At 67.4% G+C, this 21,015-nt stretch carries 15 protein-coding genes; 3 read left to right on the forward strand and 12 right to left on the reverse strand.

Going from position 1 to position 21,015, the window contains the following annotated elements; translation table 11 throughout:
- Positions 1-13 precede the first annotated feature (13 nt).
- Positions 14-2,725, forward strand: coding sequence for a glycerol-3-phosphate 1-O-acyltransferase PlsB (gene plsB, locus ACFQ0E_RS03585; RefSeq protein ID WP_386822324.1), 2,712 nt, complete (start codon positions 14-16; stop codon positions 2,723-2,725).
- Between the two features lie 41 nt (positions 2,726-2,766).
- Here plsB and ACFQ0E_RS03590 read toward each other — a convergent pair whose 3' ends face one another.
- Entirely contained in the window at positions 2,767-7,392 is a 4,626-nt protein-coding gene (locus ACFQ0E_RS03590) for an RCC1 domain-containing protein (RefSeq protein WP_386822325.1), read from the reverse strand.
- Between the two features lie 163 nt (positions 7,393-7,555).
- On the opposite strand from ACFQ0E_RS03590, the gene ACFQ0E_RS03595 reads away from it, so the two are divergent.
- Positions 7,556-9,076: a hypothetical protein gene (locus ACFQ0E_RS03595; protein WP_386822326.1), complete on the forward strand. Its 1,521-nt coding sequence runs from the start codon at positions 7,556-7,558 to the stop codon at positions 9,074-9,076.
- Positions 9,077-9,125: 49 nt separating this feature from the next.
- Here the strand turns inward: ACFQ0E_RS03595 and ACFQ0E_RS03600 are convergent, their stop codons facing one another.
- From ACFQ0E_RS03600 to ACFQ0E_RS03620, 5 genes are all read right to left on the reverse strand, one after another.
- Positions 9,126-9,500 carry a hypothetical protein gene (locus ACFQ0E_RS03600; RefSeq protein WP_386822327.1) on the reverse strand — a complete coding sequence of 125 codons (375 nt, stop codon included), beginning with the start codon at positions 9,498-9,500 and terminating at the stop codon, positions 9,126-9,128.
- A gap of 55 nt (positions 9,501-9,555) precedes the next feature.
- Positions 9,556-12,402, reverse strand: coding sequence for an RCC1 domain-containing protein (locus ACFQ0E_RS03605; RefSeq protein WP_386822328.1), 2,847 nt, complete (start codon positions 12,400-12,402; stop codon positions 9,556-9,558).
- Positions 12,403-12,555: 153 nt separating this feature from the next.
- Positions 12,556-12,942, reverse strand: coding sequence for a VOC family protein (locus tag ACFQ0E_RS03610; RefSeq protein WP_386822329.1), 387 nt, complete (start codon positions 12,940-12,942; stop codon positions 12,556-12,558).
- Positions 12,939-13,157, reverse strand: coding sequence for a YdcH family protein (locus ACFQ0E_RS03615; protein WP_386822330.1), 219 nt, complete (start codon positions 13,155-13,157; stop codon positions 12,939-12,941). Before ACFQ0E_RS03615 ends, ACFQ0E_RS03610 begins: the two co-directional genes overlap by 4 nt.
- A gap of 87 nt (positions 13,158-13,244) precedes the next feature.
- A complete protein-coding gene (locus ACFQ0E_RS03620; RefSeq protein ID WP_386822331.1) occupies positions 13,245-13,508 on the reverse strand; it encodes a hypothetical protein in 264 nt (87 codons plus the stop codon).
- Positions 13,509-13,898: 390 nt separating this feature from the next.
- On the opposite strand from ACFQ0E_RS03620, the gene ACFQ0E_RS03625 reads away from it, so the two are divergent.
- Positions 13,899-14,063: a DUF1328 family protein gene (locus ACFQ0E_RS03625; protein WP_137851659.1), complete on the forward strand. Its 165-nt coding sequence runs from the start codon at positions 13,899-13,901 to the stop codon at positions 14,061-14,063.
- Between the two features lie 30 nt (positions 14,064-14,093).
- Here ACFQ0E_RS03625 and ACFQ0E_RS03630 read toward each other — a convergent pair whose 3' ends face one another.
- The 6 genes from ACFQ0E_RS03630 to ACFQ0E_RS03655 form a co-directional block, all read right to left on the reverse strand.
- Positions 14,094-15,206, reverse strand: coding sequence for a hybrid sensor histidine kinase/response regulator (locus ACFQ0E_RS03630; protein ID WP_386822332.1), 1,113 nt, complete (start codon positions 15,204-15,206; stop codon positions 14,094-14,096).
- Positions 15,196-17,445: an ATP-binding protein gene (locus ACFQ0E_RS03635; RefSeq protein WP_386822333.1), complete on the reverse strand. Its 2,250-nt coding sequence runs from the start codon at positions 17,443-17,445 to the stop codon at positions 15,196-15,198. The genes ACFQ0E_RS03630 and ACFQ0E_RS03635 overlap by 11 nt, the downstream gene beginning before the upstream one ends.
- Before the next feature lie 70 nt (positions 17,446-17,515).
- Complete coding sequence (locus ACFQ0E_RS03640; RefSeq protein WP_386822334.1) at positions 17,516-18,037, reverse strand: TspO/MBR family protein; 522 nt, start codon at positions 18,035-18,037, stop codon at positions 17,516-17,518.
- Positions 18,038-18,146: 109 nt separating this feature from the next.
- A complete protein-coding gene (locus tag ACFQ0E_RS03645) occupies positions 18,147-19,616 on the reverse strand; it encodes a sigma-54-dependent transcriptional regulator (protein ID WP_386822335.1) in 1,470 nt (489 codons plus the stop codon).
- Between the two features lie 488 nt (positions 19,617-20,104).
- A complete protein-coding gene (locus ACFQ0E_RS03650; RefSeq protein ID WP_137851655.1) occupies positions 20,105-20,308 on the reverse strand; it encodes a CsbD family protein in 204 nt (67 codons plus the stop codon).
- Positions 20,309-20,421: 113 nt separating this feature from the next.
- The gene (locus ACFQ0E_RS03655; RefSeq protein ID WP_386822336.1) at positions 20,422-20,790 is read right to left on the reverse strand and encodes a BON domain-containing protein; all 369 of its coding nucleotides are present in this window, start codon (positions 20,788-20,790) and stop codon (positions 20,422-20,424) included.
- Positions 20,791-21,015: the final 225 nt, after the last annotated feature.

The raw sequence follows: 21,015 nt of genomic DNA on the forward strand, positions 1-21,015 counted from the left end.
AATGACGGCGATCATGCCGACATCACCCGACCAGCCCACGCCTTTCGAATCCATCCCGCCCAAGGCCGACCCGGCCGAGGGCGCGCCCGTGCACGCCGCCGAGCCCTTGCGCACCGCAGACCCGGCGCCCGCCGGCGACCCGCCGCCCGCCCCGGACGAGGCGCCCGCCGCGCCGGTCCACGGCAGCGGCCGCCGCCCCTGGTGGGCCGCGCTGATGGGTCGCCTGATCGATCCGTGGATCGAGCTGCGCATCGAAGCCCTGCCCGACGACCTGCGCAGCGACCCGCGCCCGGTCTGCTACGTGCTGGAGGACTACGGGCTGTCCAATGCCCTGATTCTGGAACGCACCTGCCGCGAACTGGGCCTGCCCTCGGCCCTGCGCCCGCTGCCCGGCGATCCGCTCAAGCGCAAGCGCGCCTACGTCGCGCTGTCGCGGCGCAATGCCGGCAGCGCGCTCGGCCTGGCCGCCGATTTCGCCGCCGACCTCGCCACCGGCAAGCCGCCGCGTCGCGCCCGCCGCCATTCCGAGGCCCTGGCGCACCTGCTCGACGCCCACCGTGCCGACGTCGGCATGGACGTGCGCCTGGTGCCGGTGTCGATCTTCGTCGGCCGCGCGCCGGCACGGAACAACGGCTGGTTCTCGGTGCTGTTCTCCGAGAACTGGACCATCGTCGGCCGCTTCCGCCGGCTGCTGTCGATCCTGCTCAACGGCCGCGACACCGTGGTGCAGTTCGCGCCATCGGTGTCGGTGCGCGAGGTGGTGTCCGAGGACCTGCCGCCCGAGCGCATCGTGCGCAAGCTCTCGCGCGTGCTGCGCACCCACTTCAACCGCATCCGCGAGGCGGTGATCGGGCCGGACCTGTCGACGCGCCGCCTGCTGATCGACAAGGTGCTGTCCGCCGAACAGGTGAAGCAAGCGATCGCGGACACCGCGCGCCGCGAGAACAGCAAACAGGAAGACGCCTGGAAGAAGGCGCAGGCCTACGCCTACGAGATCGCCGCCGACTATTCGCATCCGGTGGTGCGCTCGGCCTCGTTCATGCTCACCACGGTGTGGAACCGCATCTACCGCGGCGTGCTGGTGCACCACCTGGACAAGCTCAAGCAGGACGCGCCGGGACACGAAGTGATCTACGTGCCCAGCCACCGCAGCCACATGGACTACCTGCTGCTGAGCTACCTGCTGTACACCCACGGCGTGGTGCCGCCGCACATCTTCGCCGGCATCAACCTCAACCTGCCGGTGATCGGCACCCTGCTGCGCAAGGGCGGCGCGTTCTTCGCCCGGCGCAGCTTCCGCGGCAACGCGCTGTATTCGGCGGTGTTCCGCGAGTACATGGCGCAGCTGGTCGCCGGCGGCTATTCGATCGAATACTTCATCGAGGGCGGGCGCTCGCGCACCGGTCGCCTGCTGCCGCCCAAGGGCGGTTCGCTGGCGATGACCATCCGCGCCTACCTGCGCCAGCCCACGCGCCCGGTGCTGTTCCAGCCGGTGTACATCGGCTACGAGAAGATCATGGAAGGCCGCAGCTACCTGGACGAGCTCAGCGGCAAGCCGAAGGAAAAGGAATCGATCTGGCAGGTGCTCACCGGCATCCCCAAGGTGCTGAGCGAGAACTACGGCCAGGTGGTGGTGAACTTCGGCGAGCCGATCCGCCTGGGCGATGTGCTCGGCGAACTGGCCGCGGAGTGGGACGGCCGGCCGGTCGGTGACGAGGAAAAGCCGGTGTGGCTCAACAACACCGTCGACACCCTGGCCGACCGCATCCAGGTCAACGTCAACCGCGCCGCCGACGTCAATCCGATCAACCTGCTCGCGCTCGCCCTGCTGTCCACGCCCAAGCACTCGATGGGCGAAGCCGACCTGCTGGCGCAGATCGCGCTGTCGAAGACGCTGCTGGCCGAAGTGCCCTATTCCGACCGTGTCACCGTCACCCCGCATCCGCCCGAGCAGATCGTCGCGCATGGCGAGGAAATCGGCGTGCTCTCGCGCACCGCGCACCCGCTGGGCGACGTGCTGCACGTCGACGGCGACACTGCGGTGCTGCTGAGCTATTTCCGGAACAACGTGCTGCACCTGTTCACCGCGACCGCGTGGATCGCCTGCTGCTTCCAGCACAACCGCCGGATGAGCCGCAACACGCTGCTGCGCATCGGCCGCTCGCTGTATCCGTTCGTGCAGGCCGAACTGTTCCTGCCCTGGGACGAGGAAGGCTTCGCCGAACAGGTCGAGCGCACCATCGCCGTCTTCATCCGCGAAGGCCTGCTGCAACAGGTCGGCGACGACGACGGCGGCATCCTCGCGCGCAACGCCGGGCAGTCCGACGAAGTGTTCCGCCTGCGCGCGCTCGGCCATCCGCTGCAGCAGGCGTTCGAGCGCTACTACATCGCCATCTCGGTGCTCGCCAAGAACGGCCCCGGCACGCTCGGCGCCGGCGAACTGGAAAGCCTCTGCCATCTCGCCGCGCAGCGCCTGAGCCTGCTTTACGCCCCCGCCGCGCCCGAGTTCTTCGACAAGACCCTGTTCCGCGGCTTCATCCAGAAACTGCGCGAACTGAAACTGGTGTGGCCCGACGAGAACAGCAAGCTGCTGTTCGACCAGCGCCTGGACAACTGGGCCAAGGACGCCAAGACCATCCTCGGCCGCGAACTGCGCCACACGATCGAGAAGGTCAGCCCGGAAGCGGTGAAGCGCGAGGCGCCGGAACAGACCGTCGCGGACTGACGTCGCGCGGGGCACTCCCGCGCGTTCCAACGGGCATCGCGTCAGCGCTTTTGCAGATGTCCCGGGATTCGGGGTGTCGCCAGCGGTTTCGGTCGCTGCGGCGCCAGTTCCGATGGCTTCGGGCCCCCTGTTACCCGCCGCTTCGGCTGGACGCGAACAATCGCACTGCGCGCCTGCCCGTCGTCCAGCGTCACGGACAAACGCAGGCAACGAACTTTGCCTGTGTAATTGATCCACCAGTTGCGTCGGTATCGCCCGTCACCGAAGTTCTCGATGGTGTCCGTTTCGCCGCCAGGCGCGGCCATCAGTGGCATGCCTCCGGCGGGGCATGCGATCTCGACTGCGTCGGTAGACACCACGGCGGCATTGGTGATCGCGTTTCCCGCCGCATCGTGCACACGCCAATCGAATACGACCGAACGGGGCGCCTCGATCGTGTGCAGCTGCGCAGGGTTGGAAAGCGGTGCGCTGGACGCCGTGAAGCCATAGACGACATCGTAGGTGGCGCTTGCCGTGGCGACATGACCGACTCGATCGGTCGCAGTGCAAGTGACGGACTTTCGTCCGATCGTCGATGTATCCATCGCCGAGCACGACTGCGAGGCAACCCCCGAGTAGAGGTCCGATGCATTTGCGCTCGCGATCGGCTTGCTGCCCAGCACGACCCTGTCGGGACGCGAGATCGCAAGTGTCGGCGGACTGAGATCGACGCTGAACGGCATGGTCACCGAACTGGTCAGGCCCGCGATGTCGGTCACGCTCCGGGTCAGAAGCTGGGCACCTTCGCTGCTGACGGTCACCGGTTCGGGACATGCGCCCGAGGCCAGCCCGGACACGAGGTCGGAGCAGATGAATTCCACGACAGGCGGGATGCGATGCCAGCCATTGATGTCCGCCGGATGCGAGATCCGCCAGGTCAATTGCGGCGACGCGAGATCGATCTTCAGGACAATGGGGGACGGGCGTACGGCATTCCCGGCGTAATCCATGGCGAGCAGGGTGGATTGCACGACCTGCATGCCTTCTGCGGTCACGATCTCGGAGGGCGGGCAGGCACTGACGCCGGACGTGGCGTCGGTGCACGCATGCACGACCCTGACCACATTGTTGTGCCATCCCGACGCGCCTGCCGGTACGGTGGGCGCGGCGACCACGACCGGTGGCACCGAGTCCTTACGCAGGAAGACCTGGGCACGACCAGTGCCTCCACCACTGGTAGCCTCGCACGACTGTACCGGGCTGATACCTTCCTCTCGCCAGACGAAGGGTTCGCAACCGATCCGGCCCGTCACCGGAGTCTGTGAATCGGACACCTCCCAATCCAGCGCGACATCGCTCGTGTACCAGCTCGCGAGTGTCGGGACACCATCGACCAGGGGACGAACGACGGGAGGCGAGACATCGGCCTGAATGCGCCAGGTGTATGTCGCCGGCATGTCTTCGAAATTGCCGGCGATATCCAGTGCACGAACGCGCACCTGCCATTCGCCTGGTGCCAGCGGCGCCGAGAGGACGAAGGGTGAAGAACATGTGCTGAAGCCCGACGACACGTCCTCATGGATCGTTTCGCACTCGAATCCCGCCAATCCGGAAAGATCGTGCACGGCCGTCGTCTCGAATGCGAACCGCTGATCCCGGATACCGTAGTTGGCTTGCGCCGGCGGCACTTCGGTGAGCACGGTGTCCGGCGCGACGGTGTCGCGCCTGACCGTGACCGCATGCTCGGTGGTCCCGCCTGCGCTGGTGGCAGTGCAGATGAAGTCCAGCCTGGCCGTATCGTTGGACAAGATCTCCTCGTCACACCCGATCGCCTGGGTGATGGTCGACTCCGGGTCGGTGACATTCCAGCGAACGGTGACATCACCGCGATACCAATGCGCATTTCCGACAGGCCCCGCGACCACGGGCTCCACCATGGGTGGCGTGTTATCCGGCGGACGGACGGAAAGGCGATACTCGCGCCGATCCTCGACACCGTTTGCATCGACGACGCTGAGCGTGAATCGATGCTCTCCTTCATCCTCGGGCATGAATTCGCCGACAAGCCGTCCGGATTCCAGGAGGTGCATGCTCTGCGGCAACTCCCCCGCCACGTGTTCGAACCAGATCGCGTCTGGACGATATGCGTCGCCGTTGCGCGCATACATCAGATCGACACGATACAGTTCACCCACGCGACCCGGCGGAAGTGCTTCGGGCAGCATCGTGAATGCAGGTGCCTGTCCGAGCGTGTTATTGCCCCAGCAGACGCGTCCACCCGTATCACGAACGGCGCAACTGTGCGCGAATCCCGTCGCGATCGATACGTAGGCACCACTCGTCGGTGGCGTGGCCTGTCCCTGGTCATTTCGCCCCCAGCAGGCGATACCGCCATCAGAGCGAATCGCGCAGGCATGGAACGCTGCAACGGAAAGCGCACGGAAGCGGCCGGCCGGCGCATCGGTCTGGCCTTCGCTGCCGAGTCCCCAGCAAAGCAGTTCACCGGTATCGGCGATGGCACAACTGTGCCGTTCGCCAACATCGATCGCTCGATAGCGGCCCTGGGGCGGCGATGCCTGACCATCCGCGTCGTAGCCCCAGCATGCCAGCGTGCCGTCGTCGCGCACGCCACATGCGTGGCTCAATCCGCTGGCAACGATGCGGAATACGCCATCAGGCGGGGTGCCTTGGCCATTCGCGTTCCAGCCCCAGCAGGACACCGCACCATGGGTCAGGATCGCGCAGCCGTTGTAGAAGCCGAGGCCGATGGCGCGTACGTCCTCCGCAGGTGCGATGTTGCCGTCATGTTCCCCATCCCCCCAGCATTGCGCACGGCCTACGCCATTGATGCCGCAGGCATGGTGGCCACCGACGCCGATGGCGCGCATGCGATCGAGCGGTGGATCCAGCTTTCCCGCCGACGCCTCGCCCCAGCAGCGGACCGTGCCGCCACTGCGCTTGGTGCACGTATGCCGCTCGCCCGCTTCCAGCGATGGCACGCCATACGGGCCGAAATCGATACCCGCTCGCAACGTGCGGGCATGGGCGCCCCAGCATTGGACCGTGCCGAGGAAAGTCGAGCACGTGGTATCCCCCGCAGCGATCAGGTCAGGACCGCCTCCGGACATCGGGACATGGCGCTGGCCGGCGCTGTTGTCTCCCCAGCAGACGATGTTGCTGAAGTCACGCCATGCGCAGGCATGCCGGGCACCGACGACGACGCGATTCAACCTGGAATTGAAGGTGGCCGGTGGCACGATCGTCTGGCCCGCGCTTCCCCAGCAGATGGCAGCGCCGTAATACTTGTATGCGCAGACATTGCCGTCGCTGGCCGAAATGCCCTGCAAATCGCTGTTCGCCGGCTTGTCGGTGACGGCAGCACCGGCGCCCCAGCAGACGACGGAGTCGACAGGGACTGCACTGTAACCGCGGAGACCGCAGGTGAAACGGTCTCCTGCCGCGATATCGATGAAATGTCCCGTCGGCGGGTTCGCCTGGCCATCGGAATTGTCGCCCCAGCAAAGCGCGCTGCCATTCTCATCAAGTGCGCATCCGTGCGCGCCTCCGACGGTGATGCGATGGAAGCCCGTCCTGTCCGCGAGAGGCCGTTCCGGCAACTCTCCCCAGCAACGCACCGTCCCGTCACGGAGGATGCCGCAGCCAGAGCGCTCGCCCAGCCGGATATCGACGAAAGGCAAGGCAGGCGGGCGAAGACCGCCGATCCCGTCGGAACAATCGATGTCGGACTGCCCTCCGGACGCAGTGAGCTCGCAGACCGCCGCGCCACGACCGCCCAGCGTGAGCGCATGCGAACCAGCGCCTTCGCTCTGCGGTGGATGCAGTTGGCCACTGCTCCCGCCGCCACCCCAGCATGCGATCGCACCCTTGATGCCGCGTGCGCAGGTATGCGAGCGGCCTGCTGCAAGCGCCGTGAATCGCCCGGATGGCAACAGTTGCTGCCCTTCCGAATCGCTTCCCCAGCACTGCAGGCGGCCATCGACGAGAACGCCGCAGCTGTGTCGTTCACCTGCAGTCACGCTGAGGAAGCGCATCCCTGCGGGTGCCTCGGTTCGACCGTCGGTACCGTCACCCCAGCACGTCGCCTCTCCGTCGCTTCTCAGCGCACAGGCGTGCGCGGCACCGATTGCGACCGAAAGGAACCTGCCTGCTGGCGGTGGCCCCAGGGATGTCGCTCCTTGCGATTCCCAACAGACCAACTCGCCCTTGCTGTCGATGGCGCAGGCGCGAGTGCCGGAAGCATCGAGACTGAGATACGCGCCCGAAAGCGGAGCGGTTGCCGCAAGTCCGCCGCCCCAGCAGGTCACGCGGCCATCATCACGAATCGCGCAATCGCCATCGCTGCCCACGGCAACGGAGCGGAATACGCCAGCGGGAGGCGCTGCATCCGCGCCTCCCCAGCATGCCAACCCGCCATCCGCGCGGATGGCGCAGACATGATCGTTGCCGACGGATACCGAGAGATGCGGCCCAACCGGCGGTTCGGGATTGTCCCCATTGATGAGGCCCCAGCAACGCAGGTCACCGTTTTCCTTCAAGGCGCAGCTGTAATCGCTGGAGGCATCCAGCTGCAGCCCGGCATCCGCCGCATTCCGCCCTGCGTGCGCGCAGAGGGGCGCCGCAAGCCACACAGCCATCGCGGCAAAGGCCAGCAACATCTGCTTCATCATGGTATCTCCCTGAAATTCGATGGCTGCATTGCCCGATGCGGCGACAGATCGGTCTTCATGGGTGGACCTGCCTGGCCCCTATTGTCCACGAAACATTTGACGGGGGGCGACTGCAGGCATGCGGGAAGCGACAATGGGCATCTCGATGTCCTTGTGATCCGCCATGAGCAAAATCCTGTCTGTTGTGCGCCTCCTCGGCTGCACCCTGCTCGCAAGCAGTGCATGCCTCTCTACCGCCTTCGCCGCCCCACCGACCTGTGGCAGCTACATCGATGCCGACAGTGGCGCGCGGCTGGAGATCGACGATGGCGTGAGGGCACGCCTGCTGCGTGAGGGATCTGCGCCTGCGACGCAGCATTACCGCGTGACCGGCAAGACGCTGCGGCTGTTCGACACCGACCAGGGCTATGCCTCGGACTTCGCGTTGAGCGCCGACGGCAGGACAATGACCGAAGTCGAGGAATCGTTCCGCAAGACCTTCGTGCTCGCCGAAGCCCGCAGTTGCGGCGCGGCGCCGCCACCGGCCGCGCCGGGCAGCTGCCGCGCCGATCTGGATGCCTGCTTCGCCGACATCGGCCATGCCTCGGCCGACAGGCTGCGCGCGGCCTGCGACGATGGCGTGGCGATCGCCTGCGTGCGCTGGATCGACGCGCTGCGCGAGGCGCAGGATCTCGAACCGTTCGAACGGCCCGCTGCGTGCAGCGAAGACGATCCGTCGTTCTCGAAGGACGCCTGCGATCGCCCCGCATCGGCACTGCTCGCACGCGCACTCACCGAGGCCGTCGGTTCGATGTATGCCGACGACAAGCCACTGCCTGCGCAGGCGCTCGCGCCCCTGCCCGCACTGTGCGCGAAACATGGCTCGGCGAAGGTCTGCAACGAAGTCGCCGAGCAGCTGTGGATCGGCGGACGTCATGCGGACGCCCGCACCGCGCTGGACACCGCCTGCACGCGCGGCGGCGACCCGGAAGCCTGCCGACACGCCTCCGCGCTGGCCGGCGTGGCCTCGCTGCAGCCGCAACGTGCCGAACGCCTGCCCTGCGGCCGCTACGTCGCCGCCACCGGACTGATGAGCGAACTGGATTTCGGCGATCGCGGCCTCCTCCCGAGCCTCGGCGGCCAGCTGCGCGCGCGCATCGAGGACGGCCAGGTCCGGATCCGCCACGACAAGGGCGGCGATTTCGTGTTCGCGCCGATCGCAGGCGATGCGCTGATCGGCATCGACAGCTGGAACCGCTACGCCGTGTACACCCGCGATGGCGGCGCCGCGACCTGCGCCGCACCGATGGTCTACGTCGAGAAGCCGCTGGTCGAGGACTGCCCGCAGCCCGGCAGCGAGAGCATCGCTGCCTGCTGCGCGCGCGGCAGCCTGCACGGCTGCAACACGCTGGGCCACCAGCGCGCGCTGGCCGGCGACTGGGCCGGCGCGAAGCCCGAATACCTGAAGGTCTGCACGGCCGGCGTGCGCGTCGGCTGCGAGAACCTCACGCGGGTGTTCGCACACGGCGACGAGAGCATTCCCGAGCTGCTCGACGCGCTCTGCGCCAAGGACGCGACGCATGTCGCCTGCGACGTCCGCGACACCACGGCCTGGGCCTCGCTGGCGCTGTCGCGCGCCGCGGACGAGCTGCTGAAGGACCTGGAACGCGAAGCCGAAGCGGAACTGCCGGCACAGGCCCGGTGAGGCATCCGCGAACGCCTGCCGCCTGCCGCGCGGCAGGCTGCTCGCGCCGTCAGGGCGTTCCGCCGGATGCCTTGAACGCCCGCAACGCCAGGACATGCGGCAGCGCGACCAGCAGCACCGCATAGCCCAGCATCGACAGCGCATACGGCCAGTCGCGCGCGACCGCGAACGCCAGCGCCGACAGCAGCAGCGGCACCAGCGAGAACGGCGTGCGCCGCAGCGCCAGCATCAGGCCCACGCTCGCCAGCAGCCAGCCCAGCCACTCCGACGTCAGCATCCACCCCGGCACCGTGATGCCCTTGCGCGCGAGAAAGGTACTGATCACGAACGGATACAGCCCCGCCACGAGCAGCGAGATCGCGCAGGCTGGCCAGGCGAGCAGGTCGGCAACGGTGAACAGGATGCGGGCGGGGCGGGAGTGCATGGGCGGGGCTTCCTCGTCGGGAGAGCCGGTGACGCTCACGCCACCGGCTCCACCATTATCGCGCCCTTGGCCTGGACTGTGCCGGCCGCAGTGCACCGGGTGCTGGACGGCCGGACACCGGTCGCTGGATGGGCGTCGGCGACTGAATGGGCCGCAGAGGTCCACCCGTCGTCATCTGGCGTGGACGCACCTTGAACGTAACCGTATGCCGCGTCTGATCACGAAGGTAGTAGTGAACCTGGAAACATTTGTTGGCTTCGTCCGCGTAGAACCTGAAGTCGATTCGATGCGACCCATCCGGAAGGATGTATTCACCCTGGCTCGATGTCACGCCTCTCCAATTCAACTGCGCGACAGGCCATGCCGGGCAAGCAATGCTGCCGTATTCGACCCAGCCAAAGACCTTGTCCGCGACCAGCACGCCCTTTGCATCGCGCACTTTCCAGATGATCGGCACGTAACGCGTCGCCTCGATCTCGTGCAACACCTCTCCTTTCGCAAGCGGCCCCATGAAGCCTTCGAAATCGTACAGAACGGCGTAGCCTCCCGTTTTGGCGGCGAGGTTGCCGGCACGATCGTAGATACGGCACGTTGTTTCCTGCGAAGGAATCTGCGTGGCGATCGGCGTGCAACCACTGCGGGCCCAATCCACGCCGGACCTTGCGTCTGTGCCGGACAGCTGCGTGTCGAACGACGCATTCAGGATCATCGGCGATGTCGGCAGTATCGCGGAGATCGTCGGGGGTGTCTTGTCGATCCAGACCGTCGCCTGGGCATATTCACTGAGATGACCGGCCTCATCCTTGACCTGATGGCCAAGCTGGGTCGGCCCTTCCTCATATGCGTTGGTCCAGACATTGCAGTTGCTCGGGACACCGGAGGTCTCGTCGAAGCACGTATAACGGACGCCCACGGTCGAGTTGTACCAGCCTGCTTCATTGGGAGCGGGCGTTTCGATGATCGCACGGGGCGGGACAGTGTCGCGCTTGAGTACAACCTGGACCGTCGTGGGTGGAAATCCGGGCCGGCTGCCGTCGCTCACCGCCATGCAGACATGATCTTCCGGCTTCGTGTCCTGCGTGAGGACAACATCCCGGCAACCACTGTAGATTCTGGGCGGAGACTCAGGATCCTCGATCAGCCAGCGAAGCTGGACTTCGCTGACGTACCAGCCGTTCTCGCCCAGGGTTCCCGTGATGACAGGCGTGACCGTTGGCGGCGTGGTGTCGACCGCCTTCACACCCATCGCCATGCTCTTGGAAGCCACGTGGATACCAGCCGCGGGGTCGCCCCAGCACACCGACTGCCCATCATCGCGGATCGCGCATGAGTGCGCGAAACCGGCACTCAGGGAGACATAGCGTCCATGGCTGGGCGGCGTCGCCTGTCCATGGTTGTTGCGTCCCCAGCACGCGAGACGTCCGACATCGGAGATCGCACAGGCGTGAAATGCGCCAACGGCCAGGGCGCGATAGGTCACCGACGCACCCGAAGGCGTCGTCTGTCCTTCCGAACCCAGCCCCCAGCAGACGATGCGTCCCTGGTCGGAAAGCGCGCACGCATGCCGTTCACCCACGTCAACGTCGCGAAAGCCGCCAGCCGGCGGGGAAGTTTGCCCCTCGGCACCATACCCGCGACAAACGAGCGATGCATCGGCGCGGATGGCACAGGAGTGATTCATGCCAGTCGCAACATCGCGATACGTTCCTGAAGCGAAGTCGTCCTGCCCGTACTTGTCCCATCCCCAGCACGCAACGAGACCATTGCTCCTGATCGCACAGCCGTTGTAAGCGCCAGCATCCAGGCTGCGCATGGGTCCTTCCGGCGGTGGCTCGTCGCCTTTCCCTGCGCTGCCCCAGCAGACGATGCGGTTGCCATCGGCGATGCTGCAGACCTGGGCCGTGCCGGCGGCAATGCTTCGATGTCCCTCGGTGGTGCCGGGTGAGTCAACACCGATGCCAGCACAATCGACTTCCGCACGGCTTCGCAGGACGCAGGTTTTCTGCTCGCCTGCGGCGATATCCAGGATCGCCTGCGACAAATGGTCCTGATGGCTGCTGACAGGCTGCGACAGCCGGGTCGAATTCCCCCAGCACTGCATCTCACCATCGACGGACTGCACACAGGCATGTTTCTCCGATGCGCCTATCGCCACAAACCTTCCTGATGGCACGCGCATCAAACCGCCGCCGACATCGCCCCAGCACCTGATCCGACCATCATCGACAATGGCACAGGCATAGCCTGAGCCTGCGGCAATCGCAAGGGCGCGCATGCCGCTCGGCGGAGCAGCGGACAAGACCCCGCCCCATCGCGCGCAGTCGACTTCACCGTCGACTCGAATCGCACAGACATCGGTCTCCGAAACGCTCACCGAGAGATAATGCCCATGCGGCAATCGATCTGCGAGCGCATGTTCGTCCTTTCCCCAGCAATCCAGCCCGCCCTCGATGCGCAGCGCGCACGCATGCGCAGGAGCCACACTGACTGCTGCATACCGGCTCTTGTTCGGTGCATGCCGGGACAGCTCGCCACCGACGCAGCGCAATCGTCCATCACTCGCCACAGCACAGACATCATCCGATGTGGCGTCGATCGCGATGACTGGCCCGAAAGGCAGGGCACGGAAAACCGACGGCTCTGCCGCGGACCAGCAACCTCCGAGGCCATCGGTCCTGATGGCGCAGGTTCTATCGACGGCGACGGACACGGCGATGAATCGTCCTTCCATGGCGACGCCAGAGGAAGGCTGCACATCATCCCTCCAGCACCGGAGGACGTTATGTGCATCGATATTGCAGTTCCGGGCGACGCCGGCGTCCAGCGGCACGAAGCCGACGCCGTTGGCTGCCGCATGTGCTGTGGAAGGCAAATGAACGATGGAAAGAATGATCGCGAGCAACCATGCCGTGCATGATCCTCGCTTGTGCCGATGCCACATGCTTCCCCCTGGTCGCTTCGTTTTTCCGGACATTCGGACCAGTCGACACTGCAGCTGGCCTTCACTCGGCATTATGACGGCGAATGCGCTCCGATGCCCGGGGCAACCGGCACCTCATCCGATCTCCTCGCCGAACATCATCCGGTGCCCGTCGAGGGTGCGGATCGCGAATTCGCGCATGCCCCAGGGCTCGTCGCGCAGCGGCTTGAGGATGTCGACACCGCGCACGACGAGCTCGGCGTGGAAGGCGTCGATGCCGTCGACCTCGATGTAGGCGAAATACGCGTGGTCGCCGATGGCGGCGGGCGGAGGTGCGTCGGGACAGGCGCCGGCGAGGATCACGCAGGCGTCGCGCTGGAACCAGCGCCAGCCGGGGTCGCCGACATCGTGGATCTCGAAGCCGAGCACATCGCGATACCACGCGGCGGAGCGGGCCAGGTCGGGGACGGCGATGACGAAGCGCGGCCGCGCCAGCGCGACGGCCCCGGAGGCGGGATTCACGCCGGTTCGTCCGGGATCAGCGCCGATTCGAGCCGGTGGATGGTGTCCTTGAGCTGCAGCTTGCGCTTCTTCAGGCGCTTGATGGCCAGTTCGTCCGCGGCGATGTTGTCGTGCAGGCGGTCGATGGCGACATCGAGGTCGCGGTGCTCCAGGCGCAGCTCGGCGAGGCGCTGGGCAATCCGTGCGAGTTCGGTCGGGTCGGAGGGCGGATTCATTGCCCCGAGCTTAGAGCCTGCCGGCGACTTTTTCATGCATCCGGGCGCAGCCCCCGGCCCGATCCGCGATCAGGCCGGGAACACGCCTCAGCGACCGGCGATGTACAGCGCGGCCTCTTCCTCGGGCGACGGTTCGCGCAGGGTGTCGCGGGGGGATTCGTGCGAGGGCGCCTGCCAGGACTCCGCGGATTCCTGCGGCCACGCCGAGGCGCGTTCCAGATCCACGGACGGCAGGGCAGGCCCCGCCTGGACGGCCGCCTCGGGCAAGGGCAAGGGCATGGCGCCGGCCTCGCCCGGGACCTGCAGCGAAGCGCCGAGGCTCCAGACCAGCAGGGCGGTCCAGAGCGCCATCAGGCCGATCCGTGCGCGCATCCGCCGCCAGTGGCGGCCCCTGCGGGTGGCGGGAAGGACAGCGGGGTGTGCCAGGGGGGCGTGACGCATGTCGGGTCTCCGCGGGAGGACGATGGAATGCACATCCAAGATCCGTGCCAGCCCGGAACGCCTTGATGGCCGGGCGGAACTGGGGCGATCGCGGCCACGCGGGTCGTGCAGGCTGCACGGCGTCGTGCGGAAGCCGCGATGGCGGATCGCTACCGGGACAACGCGTGCCTCGCGAGGAGCCGGCCAAGTCCTTGATATCGAAGCCGTTGGCGCGCGTTCACGGACGCGGCGACGCTGGCACGGGGTTTGAAAGGAACACAGCAAGCCCGCGAGACGGGTCACCCCCGAAGGAGAGTTCCCATGCTGCGTTATGCCCTCATTTTCCTCGTCGTCGCCCTGATCGCCGCCGTGCTTGGCTTCACCGGCATCGCCGGCGCCGCCGCCGGCATCGCGAAGATCCTGTTCGTCGTGTTCCTGGTGCTGTTCGTGCTGTCGCTGCTGCTGGGCAGGCGCAAGGTGGTCTGAGCCAAGACGACCTGAGCCGAATCGCCCGGCTCAGGCCAGCGGCAGTTCGAAGACGAAGCTCGCCCCGCCACCGGGGCGGGCTTCGTACCAGAGATCCCCGCCCATGGCCCGTGCGCGCTGCTTGGCCAATGCCAGGCCGAGCCCGGTCGAGGTTTCGCCGCCGGTGGGCGAGGCACCCAGACGCACGAAACGGCGGAACAGGCGCTCGCGGTCCTGCGGCGGAATGCCGGGTCCACGATCGTGCACCGCGAGCGCGGCCATGTCGCCGCGACGGGTCACCGTCAGCATCACCTCGCCTTCCGGCGGGCCGTACTTGATGGCGTTCGACAGCAGGTTCTGCAGGACGTGGCCGGCACCGGCGCGTTCGGCGAGCACGCGCAGTGCGTGATCCTCGATCGCCAGCGACAGTGTCACGCCCTTGCGCGCGGCCTGCGGCGTCATCAGTTCGACGGCGCCCCGGGCAAGCGATGCCGCATCGATCTCGGCGACCGGCACGCCCTGCGTGGCGTCCTGCTGCTGGTCGAGGAAGGCGCTGACGAAGAGCAGGCCGGCATCGGCGGAGGCGCGGATCGAATCCACCAGCCGCGCGCGCTGGTCCGCAGAGGCCGCATCGTCCATGCCCGGTTCGCGCAGCATGTCCAGCGAGAAGAGGATGTTGCCGAAGTGGTTGCGCAGGTCGTGGCTGACGATCTCGGCCATGCGCTGGCGTTCTTCGGCGACGCGTGCCAGGCGTTCGCGCGAACGCTTGAGGTCAAGATGCGTGCGCACGCGCGCCAGCAGTTCTTCGGCGATGAACGGCTTGGTGATGTAGTCGACCGCACCGGCCGAGAACGCCCGCACCAGGCTGTCGCGTTCGTGGTCGGCAGTGAGGAAGACCACCGGTACGTGGCGGGTCTGCGCCATCGCCTGCAGGCCTTCCAGCACGGCGAAACCGTCGAGGCCGGGCATGCGCATGTCCAGCAGCACCAGGTCCGGCGGGGAATGTTCGGCCAGCGCCAGCGCTTCGGCGCCGTCGAGCACAGGCACCACGTCGTACTCGGCATGGGTGAGCAGCTGGCCGAGCACCTGCACGTTCGCGGCCTGGTCGTCCACGACCATGATCACCGGCATGGCCACGGCGGTGGAAAGGAATCTATTGGGCATCGTCTTCTTCTGTGTCTTCGCGGCTGTGCGCGTGCGCGTCGTCGGTGTGGAGGGCAAGGGCATGGCCGGCGAGGCGGTCGAGCACGGCCTTCATGCGGTTGACGTCGAAACGCTGCACGGCGCGTCGCAGCTGGCGCGCTTCGTCGAGCAGGCGCGGGTCGCCGATGGCGTCCGCGAGCACATCCAGTCGCCGGGAGAATTCGCCGATCTCGCGCATGCGCATGCGCGTGCGCAGCGCCTCCAGCGGGGCGCCACGCACCGTGGCCCATTCGGCCAGCGCCTCCGCGCGCCGGTCTTCGGCCGGCGTCGGCGGCGCAGCGGCACTGCGTGCGCCACCCCGCACGGCGTCCCGCGCGTTGTCGTCCTTCACGCCGTCGCCCGGTGGCGTGCCGCCCTGCGCACTGCTGCGCTCGCCGAACAGCGCGATCAGGCTCGACAGCAGCTCGGCCGGCGCGTAGGGCTTGCGCACGTAGCCGTCGAAGCGGACCTCGGTCGTCCCATGGTCGTCGGTCATGCTGGAGGCGGTCACGGCGATGATTCGCGCACCGCGTGCGGCGATGTCGGCGCGGATGGCTTCGGTCGCACGGTAGCCGTTCATGCGCGGCATGCGCAGGTCCATCAGCACCACGTCCGGTCGGAACGCGCGCGCGACCGCCACCGCTTCCTCGCCGTCGCGGGCGATCGCGAGGGAATGATGGCTGCCACGCAGGTAGCCGCGCGCGACCTCGACGTTCCAATCCACGTCGTCCACGACGAGGATGCGCAGCGGCGGCAGGCGGTCGAAGTCGACCGCCTCGGCGAAGCCGTCCGCCAGGTTGGGCGCCACCGCTTCGGCCTCCGGCAATGCCGGGATGTCGACCTGGAACAGGGCGCCTTCGCCGGGCGTGCTGACGACCTCGATGCGGCCCTGCATCAGCTGCACAAGCAGGCGGGTGACGCTCAGGCCCAGGCCGGTGCCCTGGCGGCTCCTGCCGTCGGGGCTGTCGGCCTGGTAGAAGGGTTCGAAGATCCTCGCCTGCTCGTCCGGATGGATGCCGGTGCCGGTGTCCTGCACGCGGATGCGCAGGTCGTGCCCGCCCAGCGGCGAGGGCGCCATGTCGACGGACACGGTCACCGTGCCGTGTTCGGTGTATTTCACCGCATTGCTGATCAGGTTCATGAGCACCTGGCGCAGGCGCGGCGCATCCACCGCCACCGGCACCAGTCCGTCGCGCGCGATCTCCAGCTGCAATGCGATGTCCCTCGCTTCGGCCAGCGCTCCGAACAGGGATAGGGTTTCCTCGACCAGCTCGCCGATGTCGGTGCCCTGCGGATTGAGCTGCAGCTTGCCGGCCTCGATCTTCGACAGGTCCAGCACGTCGTTGATCAGGGTCAGCAGCACCTGGCCGCTCTTGCGGATCGAGGTCACCCACTCGCGCTGCAGCGGTTCGTCGACATGGTCGGCGAGCAGTTGGGCGAAGCCGAAGATCGCGTTCATCGGCGTACGGATCTCATGGCTCATGTTCGCCAGGAACACGCTCTTCTCCTCGCTGGCGCGACGTGCCTGCGCGGCGCGCAGCTGCAGCAGCAGGGTGTTCTCGGCCTCGCGCTGGGCACGGCGCAGGGCCAGGAAGCCGATCAGGCCGGCGAACAGGGCCAGGCCGTTGGCGACCAGCAATGTGGCATTGGTCTGCTTCACCAGCACGTCGCGCTCGGTCTGGCGCTCGGCCAGCAGGCCGTCCTCGATCAGCATCATCTGCTGGATGCGTGCGCGCATGCGATCGACGATGCGCTCGCCGCGTCCGTCGCGCAGGCGGCGTATGGCGGCGCGGTCATCGCCACGGGCCATGTCGGCATCCTTGATGGCGATGGACGTGCGCGCGCGTTCGCGCAGGCGTTCGTGATCCTTGACCAGTGCGTCGAGCAGCACGCGCTGTTCGTCGTTGTCCGAAGCGATCGTGCGGAGGGTCTGGATTCCCTTGGCGACCTGGTCGAGATTGCTGTTGAGGGCCTCGCGATGCTCGGCGCGGCCATCGATCATGAAACGCAGGCCGGCGACTTCCAGATCGTGCAGCGCGAACTGCAGCCGCGCCAGTTCGTCCTTCACCTCCATGGTGTGGGTCACCCAGCCGATCGACTCGCGCAGCGCGTTGATCGAACGCACGGACACCACCGATGTGACGAGGATGACCAGGAACGCGAGCGCCAGCAGGCCGACGTTCGCGCGGTTGCGGAATTGACTGGCCTGGCTCTGCGGCATGGTCGGTCCAACGGGGAGATGTGGCGGCGCGATCCGGCGCCGCGGTGCGGAGTGAGGCCGGGGAGACGGGTCAGGCGTTCATCAGCCAGATGGTGCCATTGAGCACCAGGGCGAACGACACCCACAGCAGATAGGGCAACAGCAGGTAGCCGGCCAGCGGCCGCAGGCGGCCGAAGGTGAGCAGTGTCCACAGCAGCACGATCCACAGCGCGCAGATGTCGACGAAGGCCAGCCCCGGGCTGCGCAGGCCGAAGAACAGCGGTGTCCACGCCAGGTTCAGCACGAACTGCACGAAGAACAGGACGAACGCGCGGCGGCGCAGCGCCATGTCGACCCCGGGCGTGCGCTGCAGCAGCCAGGCCGCGACCGCCATCGCCACGTACAGCACCGTCCAGACGGGACCGAACAGCCAGTCCGGTGGCTGGAACGTCGGCTTGGCCAGCGCGGCGAACCAGTCTCCGGGCGGAAAGAGTACGCCGAAGAGTGCACCCAGGCCTGCGATCAGCAGGATCCAGGCGACCAGCAGTGCGCCACTCCACATCGGGGAGCGGGCGAAATCTTCGGTGACGGGTTCGGGTCGGGAATCGGACATGCGGACAACCTGTGGCGTGTGACGCGGAGCGTGGCGCGTGATGCGTGGCGGGTGCGGGCTCTCGGCGGGTGGCGGGACGGCTTCGGCAAGACGGCGGGCGATGTCGTGGTCAGAAGCCGTAGAGCTTGCGCTTGCGGTACAGCGTGGAGGCATCGATGCCGAGGGTCTTCGCGGCCGCATCCAGGCTGTCGCTCTGCGCGAGCACGCGCTCGATGTGCATCCGCTCCAGCGCTTCCAGCGACATCAACGCGCCAGGCATCGCTTCGGCGCGGCGCGTGGCGTCCAGGGTCAGCAGGTCCGCTGCGATCTCCTCGTCGCGGCCGAGGATCACCGCACGTTCCATCATGTTCTGCAGTTCGCGCACGTTGCCCGGCCAGGCGTAGGTGCGCAGCTTCGACAGCGCCGCCGCCGACAGCCTGCGCGCCGGCCGGCCGTAGTCGGCGGCGTAGCGGCGGATGAAGCCGTTGGCGAGGTCTTCCAGATCCTCCTGGCGCTCGCGCAGCGGCGGCAGGGTGATGCTGATGACATTGAGGCGGTAGAGCAGGTCGAGGCGGAAGGTGCCCTCGACCACCATCGCGTCGAGGTCGCGATTGGTCGCCGCGACGATGCGCACGTCGGCCTTGCGCGTCGCCGGATCGCCGACGCGCTCGTATTCCTTGTCTTGGATGAAGCGCAGCAGCTTCGGCTGCAGCGCAAGGGGGAAATCGCCGACTTCGTCCATGAAGAGCGTGCCGCCGTCGGCATGGCTGACCCGGCCGACCGCGTTCTGCACGGCGCCGGTGAACGAACCCTTGGCGTGGCCGAACAACTCGCTTTCCAGCAGTTCGGCGGTGAGCGCGGGACAGTTCACCGTGGCGAACTCGGCCGAGGCGCGCGGGCTGGCGCGATGCACGGCGCGCGCGACGACGCCCTTGCCGGTGCCGCTCTCGCCGAGGATCAGCAGGTTGGCGTCGGTGGCGGCGACCTGCAGCGCCATGTCGATCGCGGCCTGCATCGCCGGATTGCGGCTGCTCAGCTCGGGGGTGCCGCGCGAGACTTCACGCTCGAGGGTATCGACGCGGTCGCGCAGGCGACGCGCCTCGATCTGGCGTGCGACCGCGATGCGCAGCTGGTCCGGCGAACAGGGCTTGACCAGGTAGTCGGCGGCACCCAGGGCGAGCGCACGCACCGCCTGCTCGATCTGGGCGTTGGCGGTGACCATGATCACGCGCATGCGCGGCGCCAGCTCGGCCAGCCGGGGCAGCGCGTCGATGCCGGCATCGCTGCCGATGTCGTGGTCCAGCAGGCACACGTCGAAGGGCCAGGTGGCGGCCAGGCGCAGGCCGTCGGCCAGGGTGTCGGCGGTCTCGACCTTGTGGCCATCGCGGGCGAGGGCCATGGCGAAGTTCTGCAGCAGGCGGCCATCGTCGTCGATCGCCAGCACGCGGCCGGGAGGCGGTGTCGCAGGAGTGGGCACGTCCGGTGTCTCCATCGTGGTCGTCGGCAGGGCGCTCGACACTATATCCATACCCTGCGGCCGGGCCGTACCGAGGCTGGCCTGCGGACTGGAAGGACGGCGCGGGGGCGCGGCAGTGGTCATGGGAGCGTCCTGGACAGTGGGTGCGCCCCGGGGGAAAGGCGCGGCGACGAGACTTCCGCAAGAGACATGCCACGCCTGCAGGCCCCGTGGCGCCGTGCGTACGACACCCGCGGCCGTGCATCGCGCACGATCCACGGCCCGCGATCGTGCGGAATGCACGGAACGCCTCCCAAAAAAAAGCCGCCCCGGCGCACCGGGACGGCGAGCACACACACACACGGAGGAACACACTGGGAGTTGCACACACGGAGGGAGGAGCGGGGAAACTCGCAAGCACCGGGGAACGATTGGCTCACTTTGGAGAGACGTGGCAGGGCCGTCGTCGGATGCAGTTCCGCATGTCGCGGAACCGCGGCACGCTCGCCCCCTCGTCCGGAGATCGGGGCCATGACGCTCCGGGAGGGGAAGGGACCGAGGAGGCGAGCGCGCTTCGGAGAAGAGGGAGGCGGACCTGAGATCCTGCCTCCCGATCGTGGAGCGCTGCGCGATCAGTGGTCGATGCGCTTCTCGAAGTCGCGCACCTGGTCCATCGCCGCGTCGCGGGCGATGCCGTAGCGCTCCTGGATCTTGCCGGCGAGGTACTCGCGGCTGCCTTCGGCGGCGGTCAGGTCGTTGTCGGTGAGCTCGCCCCACTGCTGCTTGATGCGGCCGGTGAGCTGCTTCCAGTTGCCTTTGATGATGTCGGTGTTCATGGATCGGATCTCCTTGGGGGATACGGCACGTCCGGGATGGGGGAGGGACGGACGAGGCCGGGGTGGTCGCGCTGCCGCAGCGGCAGCGCGATCGTGCGGTGCAGCGCGCGACCTCAGCCGCGCGGCTTCACCGTGAGCGTGGTGGCATCGACCGACTTCACGCCCTTGATGCCGCGGGCGATGGAGACGGCCTTGTCGACCTGCACGGTGCTGTCGAGGCGACCGGCCAGAGTGACGACGCCGTTGGTCGTGCTGACGTTGATGTCCAGGCCCTTGGTCTGCTCGTCGACCAGCAGGTCGGCCTTCACCTTCGTGGTGATCCAGCTGTCCTCGACCGGCTGCTGCGACGATTCGTGCGCTTTCGTCTGCGTGGCGGCACCGTCGGCGGCGATGGCCAGCGGCGCGGCCAGGGACATCGCGAGCGCGGCGCCGATGGCCAGCATGCGCGACGAGGACCGGGGATTCGTGAAACGCTGGGACATGTCTGCGACTCCTGTTGCGAAACCATTGCGAGGGATCGCCGGCGGTGGGGGATGCGCCGGCCATGATTCCTTCCGCAGAGTGCGTGCCAACCCTATGCCCCCTTGCGAATCAATGCCTTAGCGAAATCCTCCCGCGCGCCAGGCATGCAGGCTGCAGACCGGTCTTGCAGCCTGCACGAGACGCCATGCCACGCACGGCGGCACGGCATGGCGTTGTGGATAAAA

The sequence above is a fragment of the Lysobacter brunescens genome (genome assembly GCF_042677005.1).
Lineage (GTDB): Bacteria > Pseudomonadota > Gammaproteobacteria > Xanthomonadales > Xanthomonadaceae > Lysobacter_I > Lysobacter_I brunescens.

Coding starts and splice junctions, on each gene's coding strand:
- ACFQ0E_RS03635 (WP_386822333.1), bottom strand. CDS start 17,445: ATGCCGCAGAGCCAGGCCAGTCAATTCCGCAACCGCGCGAACGTCGGC.
- ACFQ0E_RS03620 (WP_386822331.1), bottom strand. CDS start 13,508: ATGGCGCTCTGGACCGCCCTGCTGGTCTGGAGCCTCGGCGCTTCGCTG.
- plsB (WP_386822324.1), top strand. CDS start 14: ATGCCGACATCACCCGACCAGCCCACGCCTTTCGAATCCATCCCGCCC.
- ACFQ0E_RS03640 (WP_386822334.1), bottom strand. CDS start 18,037: ATGTCCGATTCCCGACCCGAACCCGTCACCGAAGATTTCGCCCGCTCC.
- ACFQ0E_RS03630 (WP_386822332.1), bottom strand. CDS start 15,206: ATGCCCAATAGATTCCTTTCCACCGCCGTGGCCATGCCGGTGATCATG.
- ACFQ0E_RS03615 (WP_386822330.1), bottom strand. CDS start 13,157: ATGAATCCGCCCTCCGACCCGACCGAACTCGCACGGATTGCCCAGCGC.
- ACFQ0E_RS03590 (WP_386822325.1), bottom strand. CDS start 7,392: ATGATGAAGCAGATGTTGCTGGCCTTTGCCGCGATGGCTGTGTGGCTT.
- ACFQ0E_RS03600 (WP_386822327.1), bottom strand. CDS start 9,500: ATGCACTCCCGCCCCGCCCGCATCCTGTTCACCGTTGCCGACCTGCTC.
- ACFQ0E_RS03645 (WP_386822335.1), bottom strand. CDS start 19,616: ATGACCACTGCCGCGCCCCCGCGCCGTCCTTCCAGTCCGCAGGCCAGC.
- ACFQ0E_RS03655 (WP_386822336.1), bottom strand. CDS start 20,790: ATGTCCCAGCGTTTCACGAATCCCCGGTCCTCGTCGCGCATGCTGGCC.
- ACFQ0E_RS03625 (WP_137851659.1), top strand. CDS start 13,899: ATGCTGCGTTATGCCCTCATTTTCCTCGTCGTCGCCCTGATCGCCGCC.
- ACFQ0E_RS03595 (WP_386822326.1), top strand. CDS start 7,556: ATGAGCAAAATCCTGTCTGTTGTGCGCCTCCTCGGCTGCACCCTGCTC.
- ACFQ0E_RS03650 (WP_137851655.1), bottom strand. CDS start 20,308: ATGAACACCGACATCATCAAAGGCAACTGGAAGCAGCTCACCGGCCGC.